This window comes from Streptococcus sanguinis, assembly GCF_020729725.1.
GTDB lineage: Bacteria > Bacillota > Bacilli > Lactobacillales > Streptococcaceae > Streptococcus > Streptococcus sanguinis_V.
Window position 1 is genome coordinate 365967 of the sequence record NZ_JAJEPA010000012.1, and the last position, 18765, is coordinate 384731.

Genomic DNA, 18765 nt, shown 5'->3' on the forward strand with positions numbered 1-18765 from the left:
AGTTGATTAAATGGCAGATAGAGCACTAGGTTTAATTGAAGTAAAAGGTTATCTAGGTGCTGTAGTTGCGGCAGATGCGGCTTTGAAGGCTGCCAATGTATCATTGCTTAATATTGAAACGGTCAAAGCTGGTTTGAATACGGTTCAATTAATAGGCGATGTCAGTGCAGTCCGCTCAGCGGTTGATGCAGCAGTTGAGTTGGTACAGGATAAACCTTACTATCTGGCCAGCCATGTAATTTCTAGGCTGGATAATCAGACAGACCTTCTCTTTGTACCAAAGAGAAACAGTAAAACAACTAAAAAAGAGATTGCTTCTACGGCGGAAACAATCCCTTCAGAAAAAATCGAAGAAAAGCCTCAGCCTGTAAAGGAAACTAAGGCTGAACCAGCAAAGAAGCTTGAAGGAGAGACAAGGACCTACACCAGAGAAGAACTGGAAAAACTAAAAGTCGTCGAACTACGCAGCCTTGCCTATCATCAAGAAGGTATCCGTCTCAGCAAGAAAGAAATAAAATTTGCCAACAAGAAACTTCTCGTTGAGACTTTGATGGAAACAATAGGAGAGGAGTAATTGCGGATGTTTTTAGAAGATAAAGATTTGGTATCGATTCAGGAAGTAAGGAATTTGATTCGGGATGCAAAGAAAGCCCAAGCAGAACTTGCTAAAATGAGCCAAGAGCAAATTGATACCATTGTAAAAGTAGTAGCGAAAGCTTGTTATGATGAGCGTGAACGCCTAGCCAAAATGGCGGCTCAGGAAACAGGCTTTGGCCGCTGGGAAGACAAGGTATTGAAAAATGCTCTTGCTTCCAAAGGTATTCTTGAAGAAATCAAGGATATGAAAACTGTTGGGGTTCTCCGCGAAGACAAGGAAAAGAAAGTCTTGGAAGTTGGGGTTCCAGTCGGCGTCATTGCTGGCTTGATTCCATCAACCAACCCGACATCAACAGTTATGTATAAGGCTTTGATCGCTTTGAAGGCAGGAAACAGTATCGTCTTCTCTCCTCACCCAAATGCTCTTAAGAGTATTGAGGAAACAGTGGAAATCATCAAGAAAGCTGCTAAGTCAGCTGGATGTCCGGATGGTGCCATCAGTGCGATTCATCGCGTATCCATCGCAGCTACCAATGAGTTGATGCGACACAAGGATACAAATCTGATTTTGGCGACTGGCGGAAATGCCATGGTCAAAGCAGCATACTCATCTGGTACACCGGCAATCGGTGTAGGTCCTGGTAATGGTCCAGCCTTCATCGAAAGAACAGCAGATGTGCCAAAAGCAGTTCGTCAGATTTTGGATTCTAAAACCTTTGACAATGGTGTGATTTGTGCATCTGAGCAGTCGATCATCGTTGAAGAAGATATGAAGGAAAAGGTTGTAGCAGAGTTCAAGAAACAAGGTGCTTACTTTGTTCCAGCAGAAGATGCTAAGAAACTGGGCTCCTTCATTATCCAGCCGAGTGGTGCGATGAATCCGAAGATGGTTGGTAAAACACCTCAGGTGATTGCTGAGTTAGCTGGTATTTCAGTTCCAGCAGATGCTCGGGTCTTGATTGCAGAAGAAACAGGCGTCGGCAAGCAGTATCCATATTCTATGGAAAAACTGGCTCCAGTCTTAGGCTTCTACACTGTCAAGGACTGGTTGGAAGCTTGTGAGCTGAGCATTAAGATCTTGCATCACGAAGGTGCAGGCCACACTCTTGCTATTCACAGTCAAAACGAAGAAATTATTCGTGAATTTGCACTGAAAAAACCAGTATCTCGCCTGCTGATCAATACGCCAGCAGCTCTGGGTGGTGTCGGTGCAACGACTGGTCTCTTCCCAGCCTTTACTTTGGGTTGTGGAGCTGTGGGTGGCAGCGCGACATCTGATAATGTCAGCCCGCTCAATCTCTTCAATATCCGTCGTGTAGCTTACGGTACATCAGAACTGTCAGACCTGCGACAAGCAGAAAATATGGCAGTGGAAGAACCAAAAGCAGTAGCAGTTGACGGATCAAACGAAGAAGAACTGGTAACCTTGTTGGTTCAACGCGTATTGGAAAAACTAAAATAGTCAATATTAAACATTATAATTGGAGGATACAATCATGGCAATCACAAATGCATTAGGAATGGTAGAAACAAGAGGACTTGTCGGCGCAATCGAAGCAGCTGATGCAATGGTCAAAGCGGCTAACGTAACTTTAGTTGGTAAAGAACAAGTCGGCGCTGGATTGGTAACAGTCTTGGTTCGTGGTGATGTCGGCGCAGTCAAAGCAGCGACAGATGCTGGAGCAGCTGCAGCTGAAAACGTTGGTGAATTGATTTCAGTTCACGTAATCCCACGTCCACATGCTGAAGTAGAAGTAATCTTGCCTCATCAAGAATAAGATTACAGACTTTCGTATAAACTTAAAAACAAGAAAATAATCGGAGGAAATAAACATGGCAAACGCAAATGCATTAGGAATGGTAGAAACAAAAGGACTCGTCGGCGCAATCGAAGCAGCTGATGCAATGGTTAAAGCCGCTAACGTAACTTTGATTGGTAAAGAACAAGTCGGTGCTGGATTGGTAACTGTAATGGTTCGTGGTGATGTAGGCGCAGTCAAAGCAGCGACAGATGCTGGAGCAGCTGCAGCTGAAAACGTTGGTGAATTGATTTCAGTTCACGTAATTCCACGTCCACATGCTGAAGTAGAAGTTATTCTGCCCAAATAATCTGGGACAGATAAATATTTGCTGAAAGGGCCTGCATTATAGCGTTTAGGCCTGATACAGGCCCCTGAGGCAAATAGAATACTCAGTGAAAATGAAGCTTATGGGCAGTAGCTCTATACGTAAACGAAAATGTTGATTTTCGAAGAGTATCAGATTGATTTTCACAGAGTATCAACGGAGTAGAAGGATGTGAATACATGTCAGTTTTTACAGAAGCTAAGATCAGAAAGCTTTATAGAGAATCCGTTCTCGCTGATAACGGTGTCTTTGAATTAAACAAAGATGAAAAACTGACGCCAGCAGCCAGAGGTTTTCTCAATGATCACCATATTCGAATTGTCTGTTCAGGTCAGACCAAAGGGAAAATAGACTCAGCTGCTGATGCTATCAGGGTGCCGATTACAAACCTTGAGGACTCTGCTGTGTATCCACGACTATTTAGACTGACTAAACTTTATACTTGCTTTTTGAAGAACCAGAGAGAATTGCATCAGGCTTTTGAGGATGAAAAGTGTGAGCAAGTTGGCCAACTATTGAACATAGTAGAACAAATCGTTGGCCAGCATATTCTGGATGATATTTCTGATTACCTGACAGACCTGCCTAGCAATGCAGAATTGCAGGCCATTCGGGTCAGTCGACAGCTCGATCAAGAAACGGTTATGATGAGTTATCAGGAGCCGACTTGGCAGCTGAATTGCTATGAAACATATATCGAAACGACCCTCCTGCGCAAAGAATTGGAGCAGGCTGCTGATGGTGACAGAGATCAATTTGCTTGTAAGGTTTCTCAATTATTAAAATCAATTGAAGTCTTGCTCTGGTTGATAGCAAGCTAATAACAAGAGAAAGAAGAACAGCAATGACTTTAGAAAATTTGGTAAATAAAGTAATTGATAAAGTTCAGGAAGAATTGCAGGGGTCATTTGAGGTAGAGGCGAGCGGACGTCATGTCCATTTGAGTCAGGAAGATTTGGAAGCCTTGTTTGGTCCCAACTATCAATTAACAAAAGCAAAAGACCTATCACAGCCAGGCCAGTTCGCTAGTCAAGAAAGGCTGACAGTTGTCGGTCCAAAAGGCGCTTTTCACAATGTGGTTATTCTGGGACCGGTTCGCAAACATTCTCAGGTAGAAGTTTCCCTGACAGACTGTTTGCAACTGGGCACCAAGGCTCCCATTCGCGAAAGTGGCGATATCGAAGGAACACCGGGTGTCATCTTGGCTCATGGAGACAAGGCAGTTTGTCTGGATAAGGGCCTGATCGTAGCTAAGCGTCATGTTCATATGACACCGGAAGATGCTGAACGTCTGAATGTAAAAAATCACGAGATTGTACAAGTCAGAGTAGAAGGTGCTCGTCCGCTGATATTTGATGATGTAGTCATCCGTGTTAGTCCTAAATTTGCAACCTATATGCATATTGACTACGATGAAGCCAATGCTTGTGGTTTCAAAAAAGGAACACGCGGACGGATTATTAAAAAATAAGTCCTATGAGCAAATAAAAGGTAGGTAAAGAATGGAAAATCTAGATCATTTGGTAGATTTGATTACAGACCGCCTGATGGAAAAGTTGAAGAAAAAGCCTCAGAAACCCTCAGTATACGTCATTGGAGGCGATAAGATTCCTGACTTATTAGAAGGGGAAGGCTTTCAAGTCGTAAAAGATTCTTGCACAGCAGAGGTTATTGTTGTTGAGACACTTGGCTTTGATGCTTTTCTGAGACTCTCATCCCTTTGCCCTTTAGCGGTAGAGGAAGCAGTCATTTTAAAGAGTCTTTTGAAAGGCAAAAAAGTCCTAGTGTCAGACAGCGCCTTTGCTATTCAGCAGTACAAGCAATCTTCTAAAGTGCACTTGTATCAGGAACTGCAGGGACAGCGCGAAAAGCTGATCCGCTACGGTCTGCAATTTTATAAAGAAGGCCAACTCTTAGCACTCCTAGAAAGCAATCATGCTGAAGAGCCTCGTCCGGCTGAAAAGCGGGCGGTGACAGAAGAAGTCAGCCAGAAGGCTAAGGCTCCGATTAAGACGGTTTTGCTGACAGAGAAAAAACTGAGAGAAATGGGCTTACCTGAAAATGGAAGCTTTAAAATAGAAAAAGGAATGATTGTGACAGCCTTGGCGAGAGATTATCTAAAACGTCAAAAAATAGAAATCATAGAATAAAGGAGTGGGTAGAGATGTTTGTTGGTAAAGTAAAAGGAAGCCTTTGGGCGACTAGAAAAGACGAAAATTTAAATGGTTTGAAATTTTTAGTGGTCGAACGGCAGCTAAATGAACATCAAAGTGACCCAGCTCTGCTTATTGTGGCCGACTGCATCGGTGCAGGCGAAGGAGACCAAGTAATGGTAACCACTGGCAGTTCTGCCCGTATGAGCCTGAATAAGGTAAATATACCTGTGGATATGGTTGTTGTGGCTATCATTGACAAGGTTGACTATCACAGTGATGAAGAATATTAGAAACTAAGGTAATGTTATGAGTATCAATGAAATTATCATTTATATCATGGTTCTATTCATGCTGATCGGTGCAGTGGATAAATGTATCGGTGGCAAACTAGGACTAAGTGAAAAATTTGAAGAAGGAATCATGGCTATGGGAGCTTTGGCTCTCTCTATGGCTGGGATTATGGTAATCGCTCCCCTCTTGGCGGATGTCTTGAAACCGATTGTCGTGCCTTTGTATGGCTTGGTGGGCGCTGACCCGTCTATCTTTGCGACAACCTTCATTGCCAATGATATGGGAGGAGCTCCTCTGGCTCTCAGTCTGGCTCAGGATCCAGCGGTAGGAAATTTTGCTGCCTTTGTACTGGGCTCTATGATGGGACCAACCATCGTCTTTACGATTCCAGTTGCCTTGGGTATTATCGAAAAAGATGACCGTCCGTTTTTGGCTCGTGGAATCTTATACGGTTTAGTAACTGTTCCGATTGGCTGTCTCCTCGGAGGACTTTTCGTACCGGGTCTGCCTTTTGGAACCTTGATTGTCAATCTTATTCCGATTATCATTGTATCTGCTCTGATTTTCGTAGGATTGCTTTTGGCACCTAATGCCATGATCAAAGGTTTTGAAGTGTTTGGTCAGATTATTGTTATCTTGGCAACGCTTGGTTTGGCCTTTGGTGCAGCTCAGCTCCTGACTGGAAATGAATGGCTCATCAGCATCTATCCAAAAGGTGCTGAGACACTGAAGGAAGCCTTTGAAGTTGTCGGAACGATTGCCGTAACCTTGGCTGGAGCCTTTGGTCTGGTAGCTGTCTTTACCAAGGTAGCCAACAAACCACTTTCTGCTATCGGAAAATCCCTAGGTATGAACGAAGTTGGTGCAGCTGGTTTGGTAGCTTCTCTGGCTAATAACATTGCCATGTTCCAGATGATGAAGGATATGGACAAACGCGGTAAGATTATCAACGTAGCTTTTGCCGTATCTGCTTCCTTTGTTATTGGAGATCACCTAGGCTTCACAGCTGGTCAAAAACCGGAAATGATTGTGCCGATGATGATTGGTAAATTTGTCGGCGGTATCACAGCGGTATTACTGGCTTTCTTCTTAACGAAGAAGGAAGCTTAGACTTGGAGGTATGAAGTATGGCAGATATTAATCGTTCTGACCTAGAAACATTGGTTCGTAAGATTTTATTGGAAGAATTAGCCACTAAAGATGGCGGGAAGAAAGTCAGTAAGGCAGGAGTGGCTTCTATCGCCCTGCCAGGTCTAGATGTTCGTCCAGAAGATCGCTTGGATACAGGTGATGCGAGTCATCAAGTTTATACACGAGACTTGCTGACTTTAGACGAAAGCCCACGATTGGGCTTGGGTCTGATGACCATGGAAAAGACAACTTTCCCTTGGCATCTGGACTATGATGAAGTGGATTATGTCATTGAAGGGCGTCTTGATATTATCGTTGGTGACGAAGTCATGACAGCTGGCCCTGGCGAAGTACTCTTTATCCCTAAAGGCAGCGACATTCAGTTCTCTGTCAGAGATAAGGCCCGCTTTATCTATGTGACCTATCCGGCTGACTGGCAAGGCTAGTTTGTCGGAAGATTCAACTATCAGATTTACTAGAATGGCAGGACAGCGGCCTGCTGTCCTGCCATTCTGTAATGATGGAAAATAAAAAAACAGATAGAAGATGAGCAACCCTGCGAAAAGTTTATCATCTGTTATCTGTCTCTGCGATTGTTATTTTTGAAGGGAAAGGCCTGTCAAGTATATTTCTTGTAGGCTTAGCTTAGCATTCCTAAAAAAGTTGGTTAGGCTCTTTTTGAGAATGCAGAATTTTTTCCTTTATAAAAAACAACCATACTCATTTTAACAGAAAACCTTAGAATAATCTATTCTTTTGACCCAAAAAAAGTAAGAAAGAAAGAATCAGAAAGAGGCGTATAGCTATGGTGCTCCTCTTATCTGATTTGCCTATTCTCTAAAATTGTAAGCGCTTCAAAAAACATGTCAGCGAAAGGAGCTGTCTTATGGAAAACAAATGCAATATTACAGAATTTGTCGGTGTTAATCCGATAGGCGATACAATTGGACTTGTCATTGCCAATGTGGACCAGCAGGTGCTGGATGCTATGAAGCTAGAAAAGAGCTATCGCTCAATTGGTGTAGTCGGTGCTCGTACCGGTGCGGGTCCTCATATTATGGCCGCAGATGAAGCGGTCAAAGCAACCAATACAGAAATTGTTAAAATCGAACTGCCTCGTGATACCAAGGGCGGTGCTGGACACGGAAGTTTGATTATCTTCGGTGGTGAAGATGTATCAGATGTCAGACGAGCTGTGGAAGTAACCTTGAAGGAAGTAGATCGAACCTTTGGTGATGTTTATGCTAATGATGCAGGGCATATTGAACTCCAGTATACTGCGCGTGCTAGCTATGCTTGTCAGACTGCCTTTGGTGCTGAATACGGCCGTGCTTTTGGCTTGATTGTCGGAGCACCTGCAGCTATTGGTGTTGTTATGGCGGATACAGCTGTTAAGGCTGCAAACGTTACTGTTGTCGGCTATGCTTCTCCAGGAAATGGTGGCACCAGCCACTCAAACGAAGCCATCCTCTTTATCAGTGGGGATTCTGGAGCAGTTAGACAATCAGTTATCTCAGCGCGTGAAGTTGGACTGGCACTTTTAGGCAGTATGGGTGACGAGCCAACCAACTCACAGCCATCTTACATTTAAGAGTGAGAGGGAGGAAACGGTATGAGATCCAAACGTTTTGAAGTATTAAGCGAACGCCCTATCAACCAAGATGGATTTGTAAAAGAATGGGTCGAAGAAGGTTTAGTGGCTATGGAAAGCCCCAATGATCCTAAACCCAGTATCAAAATTCAAAATGGAAAAGTGGTTGAGTTAGACGGCAAACCAAAAGAAGAATTTGACCTGATTGACCAATTCATTGCCAACTATGGGATTGACCTGAGCCGAGCTGAAGAAGTTATTCAGATGGACTCAAGAGAGATTGCCAATAAAATATTGACACCGAATGTACCTCGGACAGAAATCATTAAGCTAACCAAGGCCATGACTCCAGCAAAGATCATTGAAGTGGTCAATCAGATGAATGTCGTGGAAATTATGATGTGTCTGCAAAAGATGCGGACCCGTAAGCAAACAGCTACTCAAGCCCACGTCACTAACGTCAATGATAATCCAGTTCAGATTGCTGCAGATGCAGCTGAAGGAGCTCTGCGTGGTTTTGCAGAGCAGGAAACAACAGTTGCCGTAGTGCGTTACGCTCCTTTCAATGCCCTGTCTCTGATGATTGGTTCCCAAGTTGGCCGTCCCGGAGTACTGACTCAGTGCTCTTTGGAAGAAGCGACAGAACTAGAATTTGGTATGCGTGGCTTTACAGCTTATGCTGAGACCATCTCTGTTTATGGTACAGAAGATGTCTTCACCGATGGAGATGATACACCTTGGTCTAAAGCATTTCTGGCTTCAGCCTATGCTTCTCGGGGACTCAAGATGCGCTTCACTTCTGGTACAGGGTCTGAAGTACAGATGGGACAAGCCGAAGGCAAGTCCATGCTCTATCTAGAAGCTCGCTGTCTTTATGTCACGAAAGCGGCTGGGGTTCAAGGAACTCAGAATGGATCAGTTAGCTGTATCGGTATTCCTGCAGCTGTTCCAAGTGGTATTCGGGCAGTCGTTGCTGAAAACTTGATTGCCAGCATGCTGGACTTGGAATGTGCTTCATCAAATGACCAAACCTTTACTCACTCAGACTTACGTCGCTCCGTTCGGACTTTGATGCAGTTTGCGCCAGGTACAGATTTTATCAACTCTGGCTACTCTGCTACGCCAAACTATGACAATATGTTTGCCGGATCTAACTGGGATGCGGAAGACTTTGACGACTACAATGTCCTGCAGCGTGACCTGCGGGTAGACGGTGGTCTTCGTCCTGTACGTGAAGAGGAAGTTGTAAAGGTTCGGAACAAGGCAGCACGCGTTATGCAAGCTCTTTTCAAGGGCTTAGGTCTGCCGCCGATTACCGACGAAGAAGTCGAAGCAGCGACCTATGCTCATGGCTCTAAAGATATGCCAGAGCGGGATAAGGTTGAAGATATTAAGGCTGCTCAAGGTATTCTGGAACGCGGCGTTCAAGGGGCTGATTTGATCAAAGCCTTGGCTAATAATGGCTTCCCTGAAGTTGCCAATGAGCTGCTCAATTTGTTCAAGCAACGTGTAGCAGGGGATTTCCTGCAAACATCTGCTATCTTTGATCGGGATTGGAATGTTATTTCAGCGGTGAATTCACCGAATGACTATGTTGGTGTCGGTACAGGCCATCGTCTGGTCGGCGAAGAATGGGAAAAAGTCAAAGACATTCCTAAAGCGATTGACCCGCGTGATGTATAGGAGGAGCTAATATGACAGAGATAAATGAAACTTTACTGCGCTCCATTATTGCAGAAGTGATGAAAGAGATGAGCGCCAATACCAACGAAACAGCTGCTGAAACAAGCGAAAAGCCTGTTACAAAGCCTGTGTCCAATGAAAAAGCTGTCATCCGTACAGTTGGTGTGGCTAAGCCTAGCCAGTCAACGGATGAAGTCGTTATTGCAGTTGGACCTGCCTTTGGGGAACAGCAGGTGAAGACAATGGTGAACATTCCTCATACGGAAGTGCTTCGTCAGCTGGTGGCTGGTATCGAAGAAGAAGGGCTCAAGGCTCGCATTGTCAAGGTCTATCGTTCTTCTGACGTTGCCTTTGTAGCAGTAGAAGGAGACCACTTGTCTGGTTCTGGCATTTCTATCGGTGTTCAGTCTAAGGGAACAACGGTTATTCACCAACGTGATTTGCCACCGCTCAGTAATCTGGAACTCTTCCCGCAGGCACCTTTGTTAACTCCTGAAACCTATCGTTTGATTGGTAAAAATGCTGCTAAGTATGCCAAGGGTGAAACACCAAATCCGGTGCCAACCCTTAACGACCAAATGGCTCGTCCTAAGTATCAGGCCTACTCAGCCTTGCTGCATATCAAGGAAACGAAACTGGTTAAACGAGGAAAACCAGCTGATGAATGTCAGGTGATTTGATGCATATGATGTCTACAAGGAGAAATCAGAATGAGTGAATCAGTAGAAACATTAGTAAAACAAATATTAGCCGAGCTAAGCGATAGCGGCTCAGCTAGTCAAGGAGCAGCCAATCGTCCTGTCAGTTCTGATGAAGCGACAGCGGCTGATTATCCTATTTCTAAAAAACACCCTGACTGGATAAAGGTTGGTCAGGATAAGAAATTCGAAGATATTACTCTGGAAAATATCTTGTCTGGCTATGTAACGGCTGAGGATTTGCGGATTAAGCCGGAGATTTTGATCAAGCAAGGTGAAATTGCTAAGAATGCCGGCCGCGAAGCAATCCAGTATAACTTTTCTCGGGCTGCGGAACTGACCAAGGTTCCGGATGCGCGTGTGCTGGAAATCTACAATGCCCTGCGCCCTTACCGGTCTTCCAAACAGGAATTATTGGACATCGCCAATGAATTGGAAAACCAATATGGAGCTGTTATCTGTGGGGGCTTTGTCAGAGAAGCCGCTGAAAATTATGAGCGCCGCAAGAAGTTGAAAGGCGACAACTAATTCGGTTTTACCAAGGCTATTTTGGGTTGAAAAAAGATTATTGTCACTGCTTTTATAAGTGCTGCTCAAAATAGCCTAATCTTGGTGGAGGTGAAAATGTGAAACGAATCATTGGAGTAGACATAGGAAATTCTTCGACCGAGTCTGCCTTAGCTGAAGTGCAAGATGATGGAAGCATTCACTTTCTTGCCTCAGCCATTGCGGATACAACAGGCATCAAGGGGACCAAGGAAAATGTCCACGGGATTTATCAATCTCTGAGAAAATTGATGGAGCAAACATCGCTTGAGTTGGGACAAGTTGATTTGATTCGGATCAATGAAGCGACGCCTGTTATCGGCGATGTTGCCATGGAAACCATCACAGAGACAGTCATTACTGAGTCTACCATGATTGGTCATAATCCTCGTACTCCAGGCGGACTGGGTCTGGGGATTGGACTCACAGTAGATATTCTCGATTTGGTTCATCATCCTCTTGATGGGAAATACATCGTGGTAGTGCCAAAGATTATTGATTTTGACTTGGTTGCCCAGCTGATCAATGCCTATCTAGCCAAGGGCTATCAGATTACCGCTGCAATCTTGCAAGCGGATGATGGGGTTCTGGTCAATAACCGCATTAGCCAGAAGATTCCAATCGTGGATGAGATTCTCTTTATTGACAAGGTGCCTTTGGGCATGCAAGCTGCTGTTGAAGTGGTAGAGCAGGGGAAGGTGATTTCCCAATTATCCAATCCCTATGGCATTGCGACAGTGTTCGGCTTGAGTGCAGAAGAGACGAAAAGCATCGTTCCCATTGCCCGTGCCCTCATTGGCAACCGCTCAGCTGTCGTGATTAAGACGCCAGCAGGCGACGTTCAGGCTCGGACGATTCCAGCAGGCAGTATCCAAATTATCGGCAAGGAGCATACCTTAAAGGTGGATATTTCCAAGGGTGCCGATGAGATTATGGAGAAGATTGTCTATGCTGGCGAGATTAGCAATGTTGTCGGAGAAGCGGGGACCAATGTTGGTGGCATGCTGGAGAAGGTTCGTCAAACTATGGCTAACCTGACCGAGAAAGAGCCTTCCGACATTTATATCCGTGACTTACTAGCCGTCAATACTTTTGCTCCGATTTCTGTGCGCGGTGGTGTGGCAGGAGAATTTTCTATGGAGCAGGCTGTCGGCATTGCCTCTATGGTAAATTCTGACAAGCTGCAAATGTCCATCATTGCCCAAGAAGTCGAACGTGAGTTGGGTATTACCGTAGAAATCGGTGGAGCAGAAGCTGAATCAGCTATCCTCGGGGCTCTGACTACACCAGGGACGGATCGCCCCTTGGCTATTTTGGACTTAGGAGCAGGCTCGACAGATGCTTCCATTATTGATAGCAAGGGTCAAATCTTGGCTGTCCATCTAGCCGGTGCCGGTGATATGGTAACCATGCTGATCAATTCGGAGTTGGGATTGGAAAATCATCATCTAGCAGAAGACATCAAACGATATCCTCTGGCTAAGGTAGAAAGTCTTTTTCATATCCGGCATGAAGACGGCACTGTTCAGTTTTTTGACAAGCCGCTGTCTGGAGATTTGTTTGCCAGAGTCGTCATCGTCAAGGAAAATGATGAATTTGTTCCTATTGATGACGGAGACTACTCTATCGAGAAAATCAAACTCGTTCGGCAGTCTGCCAAAGAAAGAGTCTTTGTTACCAATGCAGTTCGGGCTCTCAAGCGTGTCAGCCCTACTCAGAATATTCGAGACATTCCTTTCGTTGTCATCGTAGGTGGCTCAGCTTTGGACTTTGAAATACCTCAGCTAGTGACCGAAGCCCTCTCTCAGAATGCCATTGTAGCTGGTCGAGGTAATGTGCGTGGCTTGGTAGGGCCTCGAAATGCAGTAGCGACTGGACTGATTTTGACCTATGTCAGAGAGAAATGGGGGGCCGACTATGGAATTAGCTTATACTAGAAAGCCCACCATTAGGCTGATAGCTACGGACAATGCTCCTGCGGATAAGGTAGCACAAATCGGCTACGGTATCGAAGAGGAAGGTATCCCATTTAGTCTAGTCAGCCCAGATGAACTGAGCGATCCTGTATCACTAGCTCATGTGGCTGCAACTCAATCCCAGCTTTTAGTAGGGATTGCCTGTGACGGGCGAGATGCAGTCCTCCATTATCGTAACTTGCCGCTTGAAAAATTTATCTATCGTATCAAAGATTATTCCGCTATACCTGACCACGTCTTGCGCCTGTTTGGCTCAAATGCAGCGCGTTTGGTCAAGGGAGTCCCGTTTAAAAAATCTGACCTGTTAGAAGCATCTTTTTGACTTGTTCCGTTCGATTCAAAAAGATGTCCGTGTCAACTACTGAAAAGAGGTGAAATGGATGGCTAGAGATAGAGAGAAAGACGAGCTCAGCAGTCCAGAGCTATCAAGCTGGAAAGGAAACTCAGAATTGCAGGACATCATCATCCAAAAAGTCCTTGCCAGATGCCAAACTTTACTGGATAAAGAGCCTGTTCTTTTCACAAATATCTATCAGGATGCCTGGGAATTGGTAACGAGGGCTAGACGCAAGGCTGAAGAGCTAGGACTAGCTGTCGTGATAACGGTGGTTGATCCAGCAGCACAAGTCGTGATGACCTATCGTATGGAAAATGCCTTGTTAGTGAGTAACGATATGGCTTATAAGAAAGCATACACAGCTGTTGGCATGAGGATGCAGTCCAAGGATTTAGCATCTTTAACTCAGCCTGGCCAATGGCTCTACCAGCTGGAAACGATGACTGACAATAAGGTCGTTAGTTTAGCTGGTGGCATTCCTATTTATTGCCAGTCAGAAATGATTGGCGGTATCGGCGTCAGCGGAGGAAGTTCTGAGGAAGACCAGTCCATTGCTGAGTATGCTGTAGGACTGTAGAGAAGCAATCTAGCTAATTAAATAATATCAGAGGAGAGAATACCACTTGCAATCCATGCTTTGGAGCTAGGAATTTTCTCCTATTTTACGAGCATATTTCTCTTATGCTTTCTTAGAATCTATATTGCGCTGTAGAAGCAATATAGAGGAGAGAGTATAAAGTATTTCGAAATGAAGGAGTATGGAGTATGGAAAAATATCTAGGTGAATTTTTAGGCACCATGGTTCTGATGGTTTTTGGGAATGGAATCGGAGCGTCTATCAGTCTTAATAAGAGTTTCGCAAAAGGTTTCTCTCCCAACTGGTTTACCGTTGTATTTGGCTGGGGCTTGGCAGTGACCTTGGGTGTCTATACGGCAGGATTTTACAATACTGGCGGTCACCTTAACCCAGCTGTCACTATTGCCTTTGCGGTAGGAGGCATCTTCCCTTGGGAGCAAGTGGTGGGCTATATCATTGCTCAGATTCTCGGGGCCTTTGTCGGAGCCGCTATTGTAGTGCTCTTCTATTATCCGCACTTCAAGGAAACCAAGGCAGAAGAAGGCAACTCAGTTGGCGTATTTGCTACTGGACCAGCCATCCAGAATCCAGCATTTAATCTGCTCAGTGAAATCGTTGCGACTTTCTTCTTCATCTTTGCACTTTTGATGATAACGCACGGCGAAATCACGCCAGGACTCACTCCACTCTTAGTTGGCTTCCTCATTATGGCGGTCGGCTTGTCTTTGGGTTCGACGACAGGTTTTGCCCTCAACCCAGCTCGGGACTTCGGTCCGCGCCTTGCTTATGCCCTCTTGCCAGTTCCGAATAAAGGAGATGCAAACTGGGCTTATGCTTGGGTGCCAATTGTAGGACCGACTATCGGCGCTGTCTTGGCTGTCTTGGCAGTCAATGCTATGTAATATATAAAATAGTAAATAAGCTAGCCGACCATTTGAAGCTAGCTTATTTATCTAACAAGCAGCAATGGAAAGTTTCAGTTTTCAAAAAACGTTATTTGAAAAAATCACTGTTTTCATTGCTCAGGAGAAAAATATGTCTAAAAAAATTTTTGCGATTAATGCGGGCAGTTCGTCATTAAAATTTCAACTGCTCAGTATGCCTGATGAAAGCCTTTTGGTGAAAGGAATTTTTGAAAAGATTGGCTTAAAGGAAGGTATTTTTAAGATTGAATTTGAAGGTCAAAAAGAAAAGGAACTGCTGGCCATTCCTTCACATCAATTTGCCGTTGATTACTTGCTTGACTTTCTTTTGGAGCGGAAGCTGATTGCATCTCTGGACGAGATAGATGGAGTCGGTCATCGTGTAGCCCATGGCGGAGAATCCTTTGATGATTCTGCTTTGATAGACGAGCAAGTGCTATCCATCATTGAGAAGCTGTCCTTCCTAGCTCCTAGCCATAACCCTGTCAACTTGGTAGGGATTCGAGCTTTCCAAAAGGCCTTGCCGGAGACAGGACAAGTGGCTGTGTTTGATACAGCCTTTCATCAAAGCCTCTCAGAAGCTTATTATCTTTATCCTCTTTCCTGGGATTACTATCATAAATACGGTTTGAGAAAGTATGGTTTCCACGGAACAAGTCACAAGTATATTGCTCAAAAGGTAAAGGAGATTTGGGAAGGCCAAGGAGAAGCTGCAGAGCATTTGAAGATTATCAACTGCCATTTGGGCAATGGTGCTAGTATCTGCGCCATTAAAAATGGTCAGTCTGTCAATACTTCGATGGGATTCACCCCCTTGGCTGGCCTGATGATGGGCTCCCGCTCCGGTGACATAGATCCTATGATTCTCCCTTTCCTGCTAGAACAGGAAAAATTATCAGCCCAGCAATTAAGTGATGTCCTCAATAAAGAATCCGGTCTGCTGGCTATCTCCCAGCTCAGCAATGATTTAAGAGATGTTCTGGAAGCTTGTGACAGAGGCGATGAAAAAGCTAGTCTAGCAGTCAACATGTTTGTCAACCGCATCGCTCAGACCATTGCAAGCTACATCACAGATTTAGATGGTCTGGACGCCTTGGTTTTCACTGCTGGAATCGGTGAGAATTCAGCCTTGATCCGCAGCTTGGTCGTTCAAAAGCTCAATTGCTTAGGACTTTCTTTGAATAAGGCAGCTAATGAGCAGGGTCAGCTCTTTATCCAAGGTCCCCAGTCGCAGGCCAAAATCCTCATTCTTCCAACTAATGAAGAATTGATGATTGCCCAAGACACCATGCGCTTGTTGAATTTTAAGTAGCCAAAATAGCGGTAGAATGTTCAAGGAGTGATAGGTCTTATCAGAAAAAGGTCTCTTTATCAAAAAGAACACTTTTTATCTTTGTATTGTTTGGACTCGAAAAGACAGAGCGAGACCTCTGCCTTTTCTTTTTTAGCCTCGAATATCCTGACCTCTCCCAGTTCTGTAAGCACAGTCTGCTGGAGCTTTTTTGCTTTTTTCATTCTTGAAAGATATAGGAAAACATGCTATAATGAAAAGAACATTCTAAAAATCAGAAAGATTATTATATAGTAAGGAAAAAAATGGCGAATATTTTAAAGACTATCATTGAAAATGATAAAGGTGAATTAAGAAAATTAGAAAAAATGGCTGACAAAGTCTTGGCTTATGAAGACGAAATGGCGGCCTTGTCTGATGAAGAACTTCAGGCAAAAACAGAAGAATTCAAGAAACGCTATGCTGATGGCGAAAGTTTAGATCAGCTCTTATTTGAAGCTTTTGCGGTTGTCCGTGAAGGAGCTAAGCGAGTGTTGGGCCTTTTCCCTTATAAGGTTCAGGTTATGGGTGGAATTGTTCTCCATCATGGTGATGTTCCAGAGATGCGTACCGGTGAAGGAAAAACCTTGACAGCGACGATGCCAGTTTACTTAAATGCCCTTGCAGGCAAAGGTGTGCACGTTGTCACAGTCAATGAATACCTTACTGAGCGTGACGCGACCGAAATGGGTGAGCTCTACTCTTGGTTGGGCCTTTCTGTCGGTATCAATCTGGCAGCTAAGTCTCCATCTGAGAAGAAAGAAGCGTACGCTTGCGACATTACCTATTCAACCAATGCTGAAATCGGCTTTGACTACCTGCGTGATAACATGGTAGTCCGCGCTGAAAACATGGTACAGCGTCCGCTCAACTATGCCTTGGTCGATGAGGTGGACTCAATCCTGATTGACGAAGCTCGGACACCGTTAATCGTATCCGGACCGGTTTCTTCAGATACCAACCAGCTTTATCATATGGCTGACCACTATGTCAAATCTCTGGATAAGGACGACTACATCATCGATGTTCAGTCTAAGACGATTGGTTTGTCTGACTCAGGTATTGACAAGGCAGAAAGTTACTTCAAGCTGGACAATCTCTATGATATTGAAAATGTTGCCCTGACTCACTTTATCGACAATGCTCTGCGAGCTAACTACATCATGCTCCTTGACATTGACTATGTGGTCAGTGAAGATCAGGAAATTCTGATTGTCGATCAGTTTACTGGTCGGACAATGGAAGGCCGTCGTTACTCTGATGGTCTCCACCAAGCGATTGAAGCTAAAGAAGGTGTGCCGATTCAGGAAGAAACAAAGACTTCTGCTTCTATTACTTATCAGAACCTCTTCCGTATGTATAAGAAGCTGTCCGGCATGACAGGTACAGCTAAGACGGAGGAAGAAGAGTTCCGCGAAACATACAACATTCGTGTTATTCCGATTCCAACCAACCGTCCGGTAGCACGTATTGACCATTCTGACCTGCTCTACCCAAGTATTGATTCTAAGTTTAAGGCAGTTGTTCAGGATGTTAAAGAGCGTCATGAAAAAGGGCAGCCTGTTCTGGTCGGTACCGTTGCGGTTGAAACCAGTGATTATATTTCTAAGAAATTGGTAGAAGCTGGGGTTCCTCACGAAGTTCTTAATGCGAAAAACCACTATAAAGAAGCACAAATTATCATGAACGCCGGCCAACGTGGTGCGGTTACCATTGCGACCAATATGGCCGGACGGGGAACCGATATCAAGTTGGGTGAAGGTGTTCGCGAATTGGGCGGTCTCTGCGTTATCGGTACAGAGCGCCATGAAAGCCGCCGGATTGACAATCAGCTGCGTGGACGTTCAGGCCGTCAGGGTGATCCAGGTGAGTCACAATTCTACCTGTCACTGGAAGATGAGCTGATGCGTCGCTTTGGCTCAGAGCGCATTAAAGCCCTCTTGGATCGAATGAATCTTAGTGACGAAGATTCTGTTATCAAGTCTGGCATGCTGACCCGTCAGGTAGAGGCAGCTCAGAAGCGTGTCGAAGGAAATAACTACGATACACGGAAACAAGTCTTGCAGTATGATGATGTGATGCGTGAGCAGCGGGAAATTATCTATGCTGAGCGCCACGATGTCATTACTGCTGACCGTGACCTCAGTCCTGAAATCCATGCTATGATTAAACGGACGATTAACCGTATCGTTGATGGCAGCAGCCACTCTGATCAGGATGATAAGATTGAAGCGATTTTAAACTTTGCTAAGTATAACTTGGTTTCAGAAGATTCTATTTCAGATAGCGATTTGGAAGGCAAGTCTGACCAAGAAATCAAAGATTATCTGTTTGAACGTGCACTGGAAGTTTACGACAGTCAGATTGCTAAGCTGCGAGACGAAGAAGCTGTGCGTGAATTCCAGAAGGTCTTGATTCTGCGCGTGGTGGACAGCAAGTGGACTGACCATATCGACGCCCTTGACCAGCTGCGCAATGCTGTTGGACTGCGTGGCTATGCACAAAATAACCCAGTTGTCGAATACCAAGCAGAGAGTTTCCGTATGTTCAACGACATGATTGGCTCCATTGAATTCGATGTGACTCGTCTGATGATGAAAGCACAGATTCATGAGCAAGAGCGTCCGCGGACAGAGCGGGCTATCAGTACGACAGCTACCCGCAATATCTCTGCTAAGGCGCCAAATATGCCTGAGAATGCAGACCTGTCTAACGTAAAGAGAAATGACCCTTGTCCGTGTGGTTCTGGCAAGAAGTTCAAGAACTGTCACGGCCGTAAAAAGTAAGCATAAAAGAAGGAGA

At 44.7% G+C, this 18765-nt stretch carries 19 protein-coding genes and 1 pseudogene; all 20 read left to right on the forward strand.

What is annotated here, in order from left to right; all coding sequences use genetic code 11:
* The first annotated feature begins 10 nt into the window (after positions 1-10).
* Positions 11-574 (forward strand): BMC domain-containing protein, encoded by a 564-nt coding sequence (locus K4I03_RS07135; protein WP_002922086.1) that lies wholly within the window; start codon positions 11-13, stop codon positions 572-574.
* Between the two features lie 6 nt (positions 575-580).
* Positions 581-2059: an acetaldehyde dehydrogenase (acetylating) gene (locus K4I03_RS07140; RefSeq protein ID WP_227964264.1), complete on the forward strand. Its 1479-nt coding sequence runs from the start codon at positions 581-583 to the stop codon at positions 2057-2059.
* 34 nt (positions 2060-2093) lie between these two features.
* The gene (pduA, locus tag K4I03_RS07145; RefSeq protein WP_125352186.1) at positions 2094-2375 is read left to right on the forward strand and encodes a propanediol utilization microcompartment protein PduA; all 282 of its coding nucleotides are present in this window, start codon (positions 2094-2096) and stop codon (positions 2373-2375) included.
* 55 nt (positions 2376-2430) lie between these two features.
* On the forward strand, positions 2431-2706 hold the full coding sequence (pduA, locus tag K4I03_RS07150; protein ID WP_002896373.1) for a propanediol utilization microcompartment protein PduA: 276 nt from the start codon (positions 2431-2433) through the stop codon (positions 2704-2706).
* Positions 2707-2903: 197 nt separating this feature from the next.
* Entirely contained in the window at positions 2904-3545 is a 642-nt protein-coding gene (locus tag K4I03_RS07155) for a hypothetical protein (RefSeq protein ID WP_227964267.1), read from the forward strand.
* Positions 3546-3568: 23 nt separating this feature from the next.
* Positions 3569-4195: an ethanolamine utilization phosphate acetyltransferase EutD gene (gene eutD / locus K4I03_RS07160; protein ID WP_002896361.1), complete on the forward strand. Its 627-nt coding sequence runs from the start codon at positions 3569-3571 to the stop codon at positions 4193-4195.
* A gap of 31 nt (positions 4196-4226) precedes the next feature.
* Positions 4227-4874: an ethanolamine utilization protein gene (locus K4I03_RS07165; protein ID WP_227964269.1), complete on the forward strand. Its 648-nt coding sequence runs from the start codon at positions 4227-4229 to the stop codon at positions 4872-4874.
* 14 nt (positions 4875-4888) lie between these two features.
* Positions 4889-5170, forward strand: a complete 282-nt coding sequence (locus K4I03_RS07170) for a EutN/CcmL family microcompartment protein (RefSeq protein ID WP_011836570.1) — start codon at positions 4889-4891, stop codon at positions 5168-5170.
* Between the two features lie 16 nt (positions 5171-5186).
* Positions 5187-6281, forward strand: a complete 1095-nt coding sequence (locus K4I03_RS07175) for an ethanolamine utilization protein EutH (protein ID WP_227964271.1) — start codon at positions 5187-5189, stop codon at positions 6279-6281.
* Positions 6282-6298: 17 nt separating this feature from the next.
* A complete protein-coding gene (locus K4I03_RS07180) occupies positions 6299-6748 on the forward strand; it encodes a cupin domain-containing protein (RefSeq protein WP_002896350.1) in 450 nt (149 codons plus the stop codon).
* A 428-nt stretch (positions 6749-7176) separates the two neighbouring features.
* Positions 7177-7893: pseudogene (pduB, locus tag K4I03_RS07185) on the forward strand (propanediol utilization microcompartment protein PduB); the annotation flags it as partial.
* A 21-nt stretch (positions 7894-7914) separates the two neighbouring features.
* On the forward strand, positions 7915-9576 hold the full coding sequence (locus K4I03_RS07190; RefSeq protein ID WP_002896348.1) for a propanediol/glycerol family dehydratase large subunit: 1662 nt from the start codon (positions 7915-7917) through the stop codon (positions 9574-9576).
* A gap of 11 nt (positions 9577-9587) precedes the next feature.
* Positions 9588-10256, forward strand: coding sequence for a propanediol/glycerol family dehydratase medium subunit (locus K4I03_RS07195; protein WP_227964274.1), 669 nt, complete (start codon positions 9588-9590; stop codon positions 10254-10256).
* Between the two features lie 30 nt (positions 10257-10286).
* Positions 10287-10802 carry a diol dehydratase small subunit gene (locus K4I03_RS07200; RefSeq protein ID WP_227964276.1) on the forward strand — a complete coding sequence of 172 codons (516 nt, stop codon included), beginning with the start codon at positions 10287-10289 and terminating at the stop codon, positions 10800-10802.
* Between the two features lie 98 nt (positions 10803-10900).
* The gene (locus tag K4I03_RS07205) at positions 10901-12757 is read left to right on the forward strand and encodes a diol dehydratase reactivase subunit alpha (protein ID WP_227964279.1); all 1857 of its coding nucleotides are present in this window, start codon (positions 10901-10903) and stop codon (positions 12755-12757) included.
* A complete protein-coding gene (locus K4I03_RS07210) occupies positions 12738-13118 on the forward strand; it encodes a glycerol dehydratase reactivase beta/small subunit family protein (RefSeq protein WP_002910467.1) in 381 nt (126 codons plus the stop codon). The genes K4I03_RS07205 and K4I03_RS07210 overlap by 20 nt, the downstream gene beginning before the upstream one ends.
* 58 nt (positions 13119-13176) lie before the next feature.
* Positions 13177-13710, forward strand: coding sequence for a GlcG/HbpS family heme-binding protein (locus tag K4I03_RS07215; protein ID WP_227964281.1), 534 nt, complete (start codon positions 13177-13179; stop codon positions 13708-13710).
* 188 nt (positions 13711-13898) lie between these two features.
* Positions 13899-14612 (forward strand): MIP/aquaporin family protein, encoded by a 714-nt coding sequence (locus tag K4I03_RS07220; protein WP_227964285.1) that lies wholly within the window; start codon positions 13899-13901, stop codon positions 14610-14612.
* Positions 14613-14745: 133 nt separating this feature from the next.
* Positions 14746-15945: an acetate/propionate family kinase gene (locus K4I03_RS07225; RefSeq protein ID WP_227964287.1), complete on the forward strand. Its 1200-nt coding sequence runs from the start codon at positions 14746-14748 to the stop codon at positions 15943-15945.
* A gap of 284 nt (positions 15946-16229) precedes the next feature.
* Complete coding sequence (gene secA / locus K4I03_RS07230) at positions 16230-18749, forward strand: preprotein translocase subunit SecA (protein ID WP_227964290.1); 2520 nt, start codon at positions 16230-16232, stop codon at positions 18747-18749.
* Positions 18750-18765: the final 16 nt, after the last annotated feature.

Coding starts and splice junctions, on each gene's coding strand:
- K4I03_RS07175 (WP_227964271.1), top strand. CDS start 5,187: ATGAGTATCAATGAAATTATCATTTATATCATGGTTCTATTCATGCTG.
- K4I03_RS07140 (WP_227964264.1), top strand. CDS start 581: ATGTTTTTAGAAGATAAAGATTTGGTATCGATTCAGGAAGTAAGGAAT.
- K4I03_RS07195 (WP_227964274.1), top strand. CDS start 9,588: ATGACAGAGATAAATGAAACTTTACTGCGCTCCATTATTGCAGAAGTG.
- K4I03_RS07165 (WP_227964269.1), top strand. CDS start 4,227: ATGGAAAATCTAGATCATTTGGTAGATTTGATTACAGACCGCCTGATG.
- K4I03_RS07210 (WP_002910467.1), top strand. CDS start 12,738: ATGGAATTAGCTTATACTAGAAAGCCCACCATTAGGCTGATAGCTACG.
- K4I03_RS07190 (WP_002896348.1), top strand. CDS start 7,915: ATGAGATCCAAACGTTTTGAAGTATTAAGCGAACGCCCTATCAACCAA.
- K4I03_RS07200 (WP_227964276.1), top strand. CDS start 10,287: ATGAGTGAATCAGTAGAAACATTAGTAAAACAAATATTAGCCGAGCTA.
- eutD (WP_002896361.1), top strand. CDS start 3,569: ATGACTTTAGAAAATTTGGTAAATAAAGTAATTGATAAAGTTCAGGAA.
- secA (WP_227964290.1), top strand. CDS start 16,230: ATGGCGAATATTTTAAAGACTATCATTGAAAATGATAAAGGTGAATTA.
- K4I03_RS07180 (WP_002896350.1), top strand. CDS start 6,299: ATGGCAGATATTAATCGTTCTGACCTAGAAACATTGGTTCGTAAGATT.
- K4I03_RS07220 (WP_227964285.1), top strand. CDS start 13,899: ATGGAAAAATATCTAGGTGAATTTTTAGGCACCATGGTTCTGATGGTT.
- K4I03_RS07170 (WP_011836570.1), top strand. CDS start 4,889: ATGTTTGTTGGTAAAGTAAAAGGAAGCCTTTGGGCGACTAGAAAAGAC.
- K4I03_RS07225 (WP_227964287.1), top strand. CDS start 14,746: ATGTCTAAAAAAATTTTTGCGATTAATGCGGGCAGTTCGTCATTAAAA.
- K4I03_RS07215 (WP_227964281.1), top strand. CDS start 13,177: ATGGCTAGAGATAGAGAGAAAGACGAGCTCAGCAGTCCAGAGCTATCA.
- K4I03_RS07135 (WP_002922086.1), top strand. CDS start 11: ATGGCAGATAGAGCACTAGGTTTAATTGAAGTAAAAGGTTATCTAGGT.
- pduA (WP_002896373.1), top strand. CDS start 2,431: ATGGCAAACGCAAATGCATTAGGAATGGTAGAAACAAAAGGACTCGTC.
- K4I03_RS07155 (WP_227964267.1), top strand. CDS start 2,904: ATGTCAGTTTTTACAGAAGCTAAGATCAGAAAGCTTTATAGAGAATCC.
- pduA (WP_125352186.1), top strand. CDS start 2,094: ATGGCAATCACAAATGCATTAGGAATGGTAGAAACAAGAGGACTTGTC.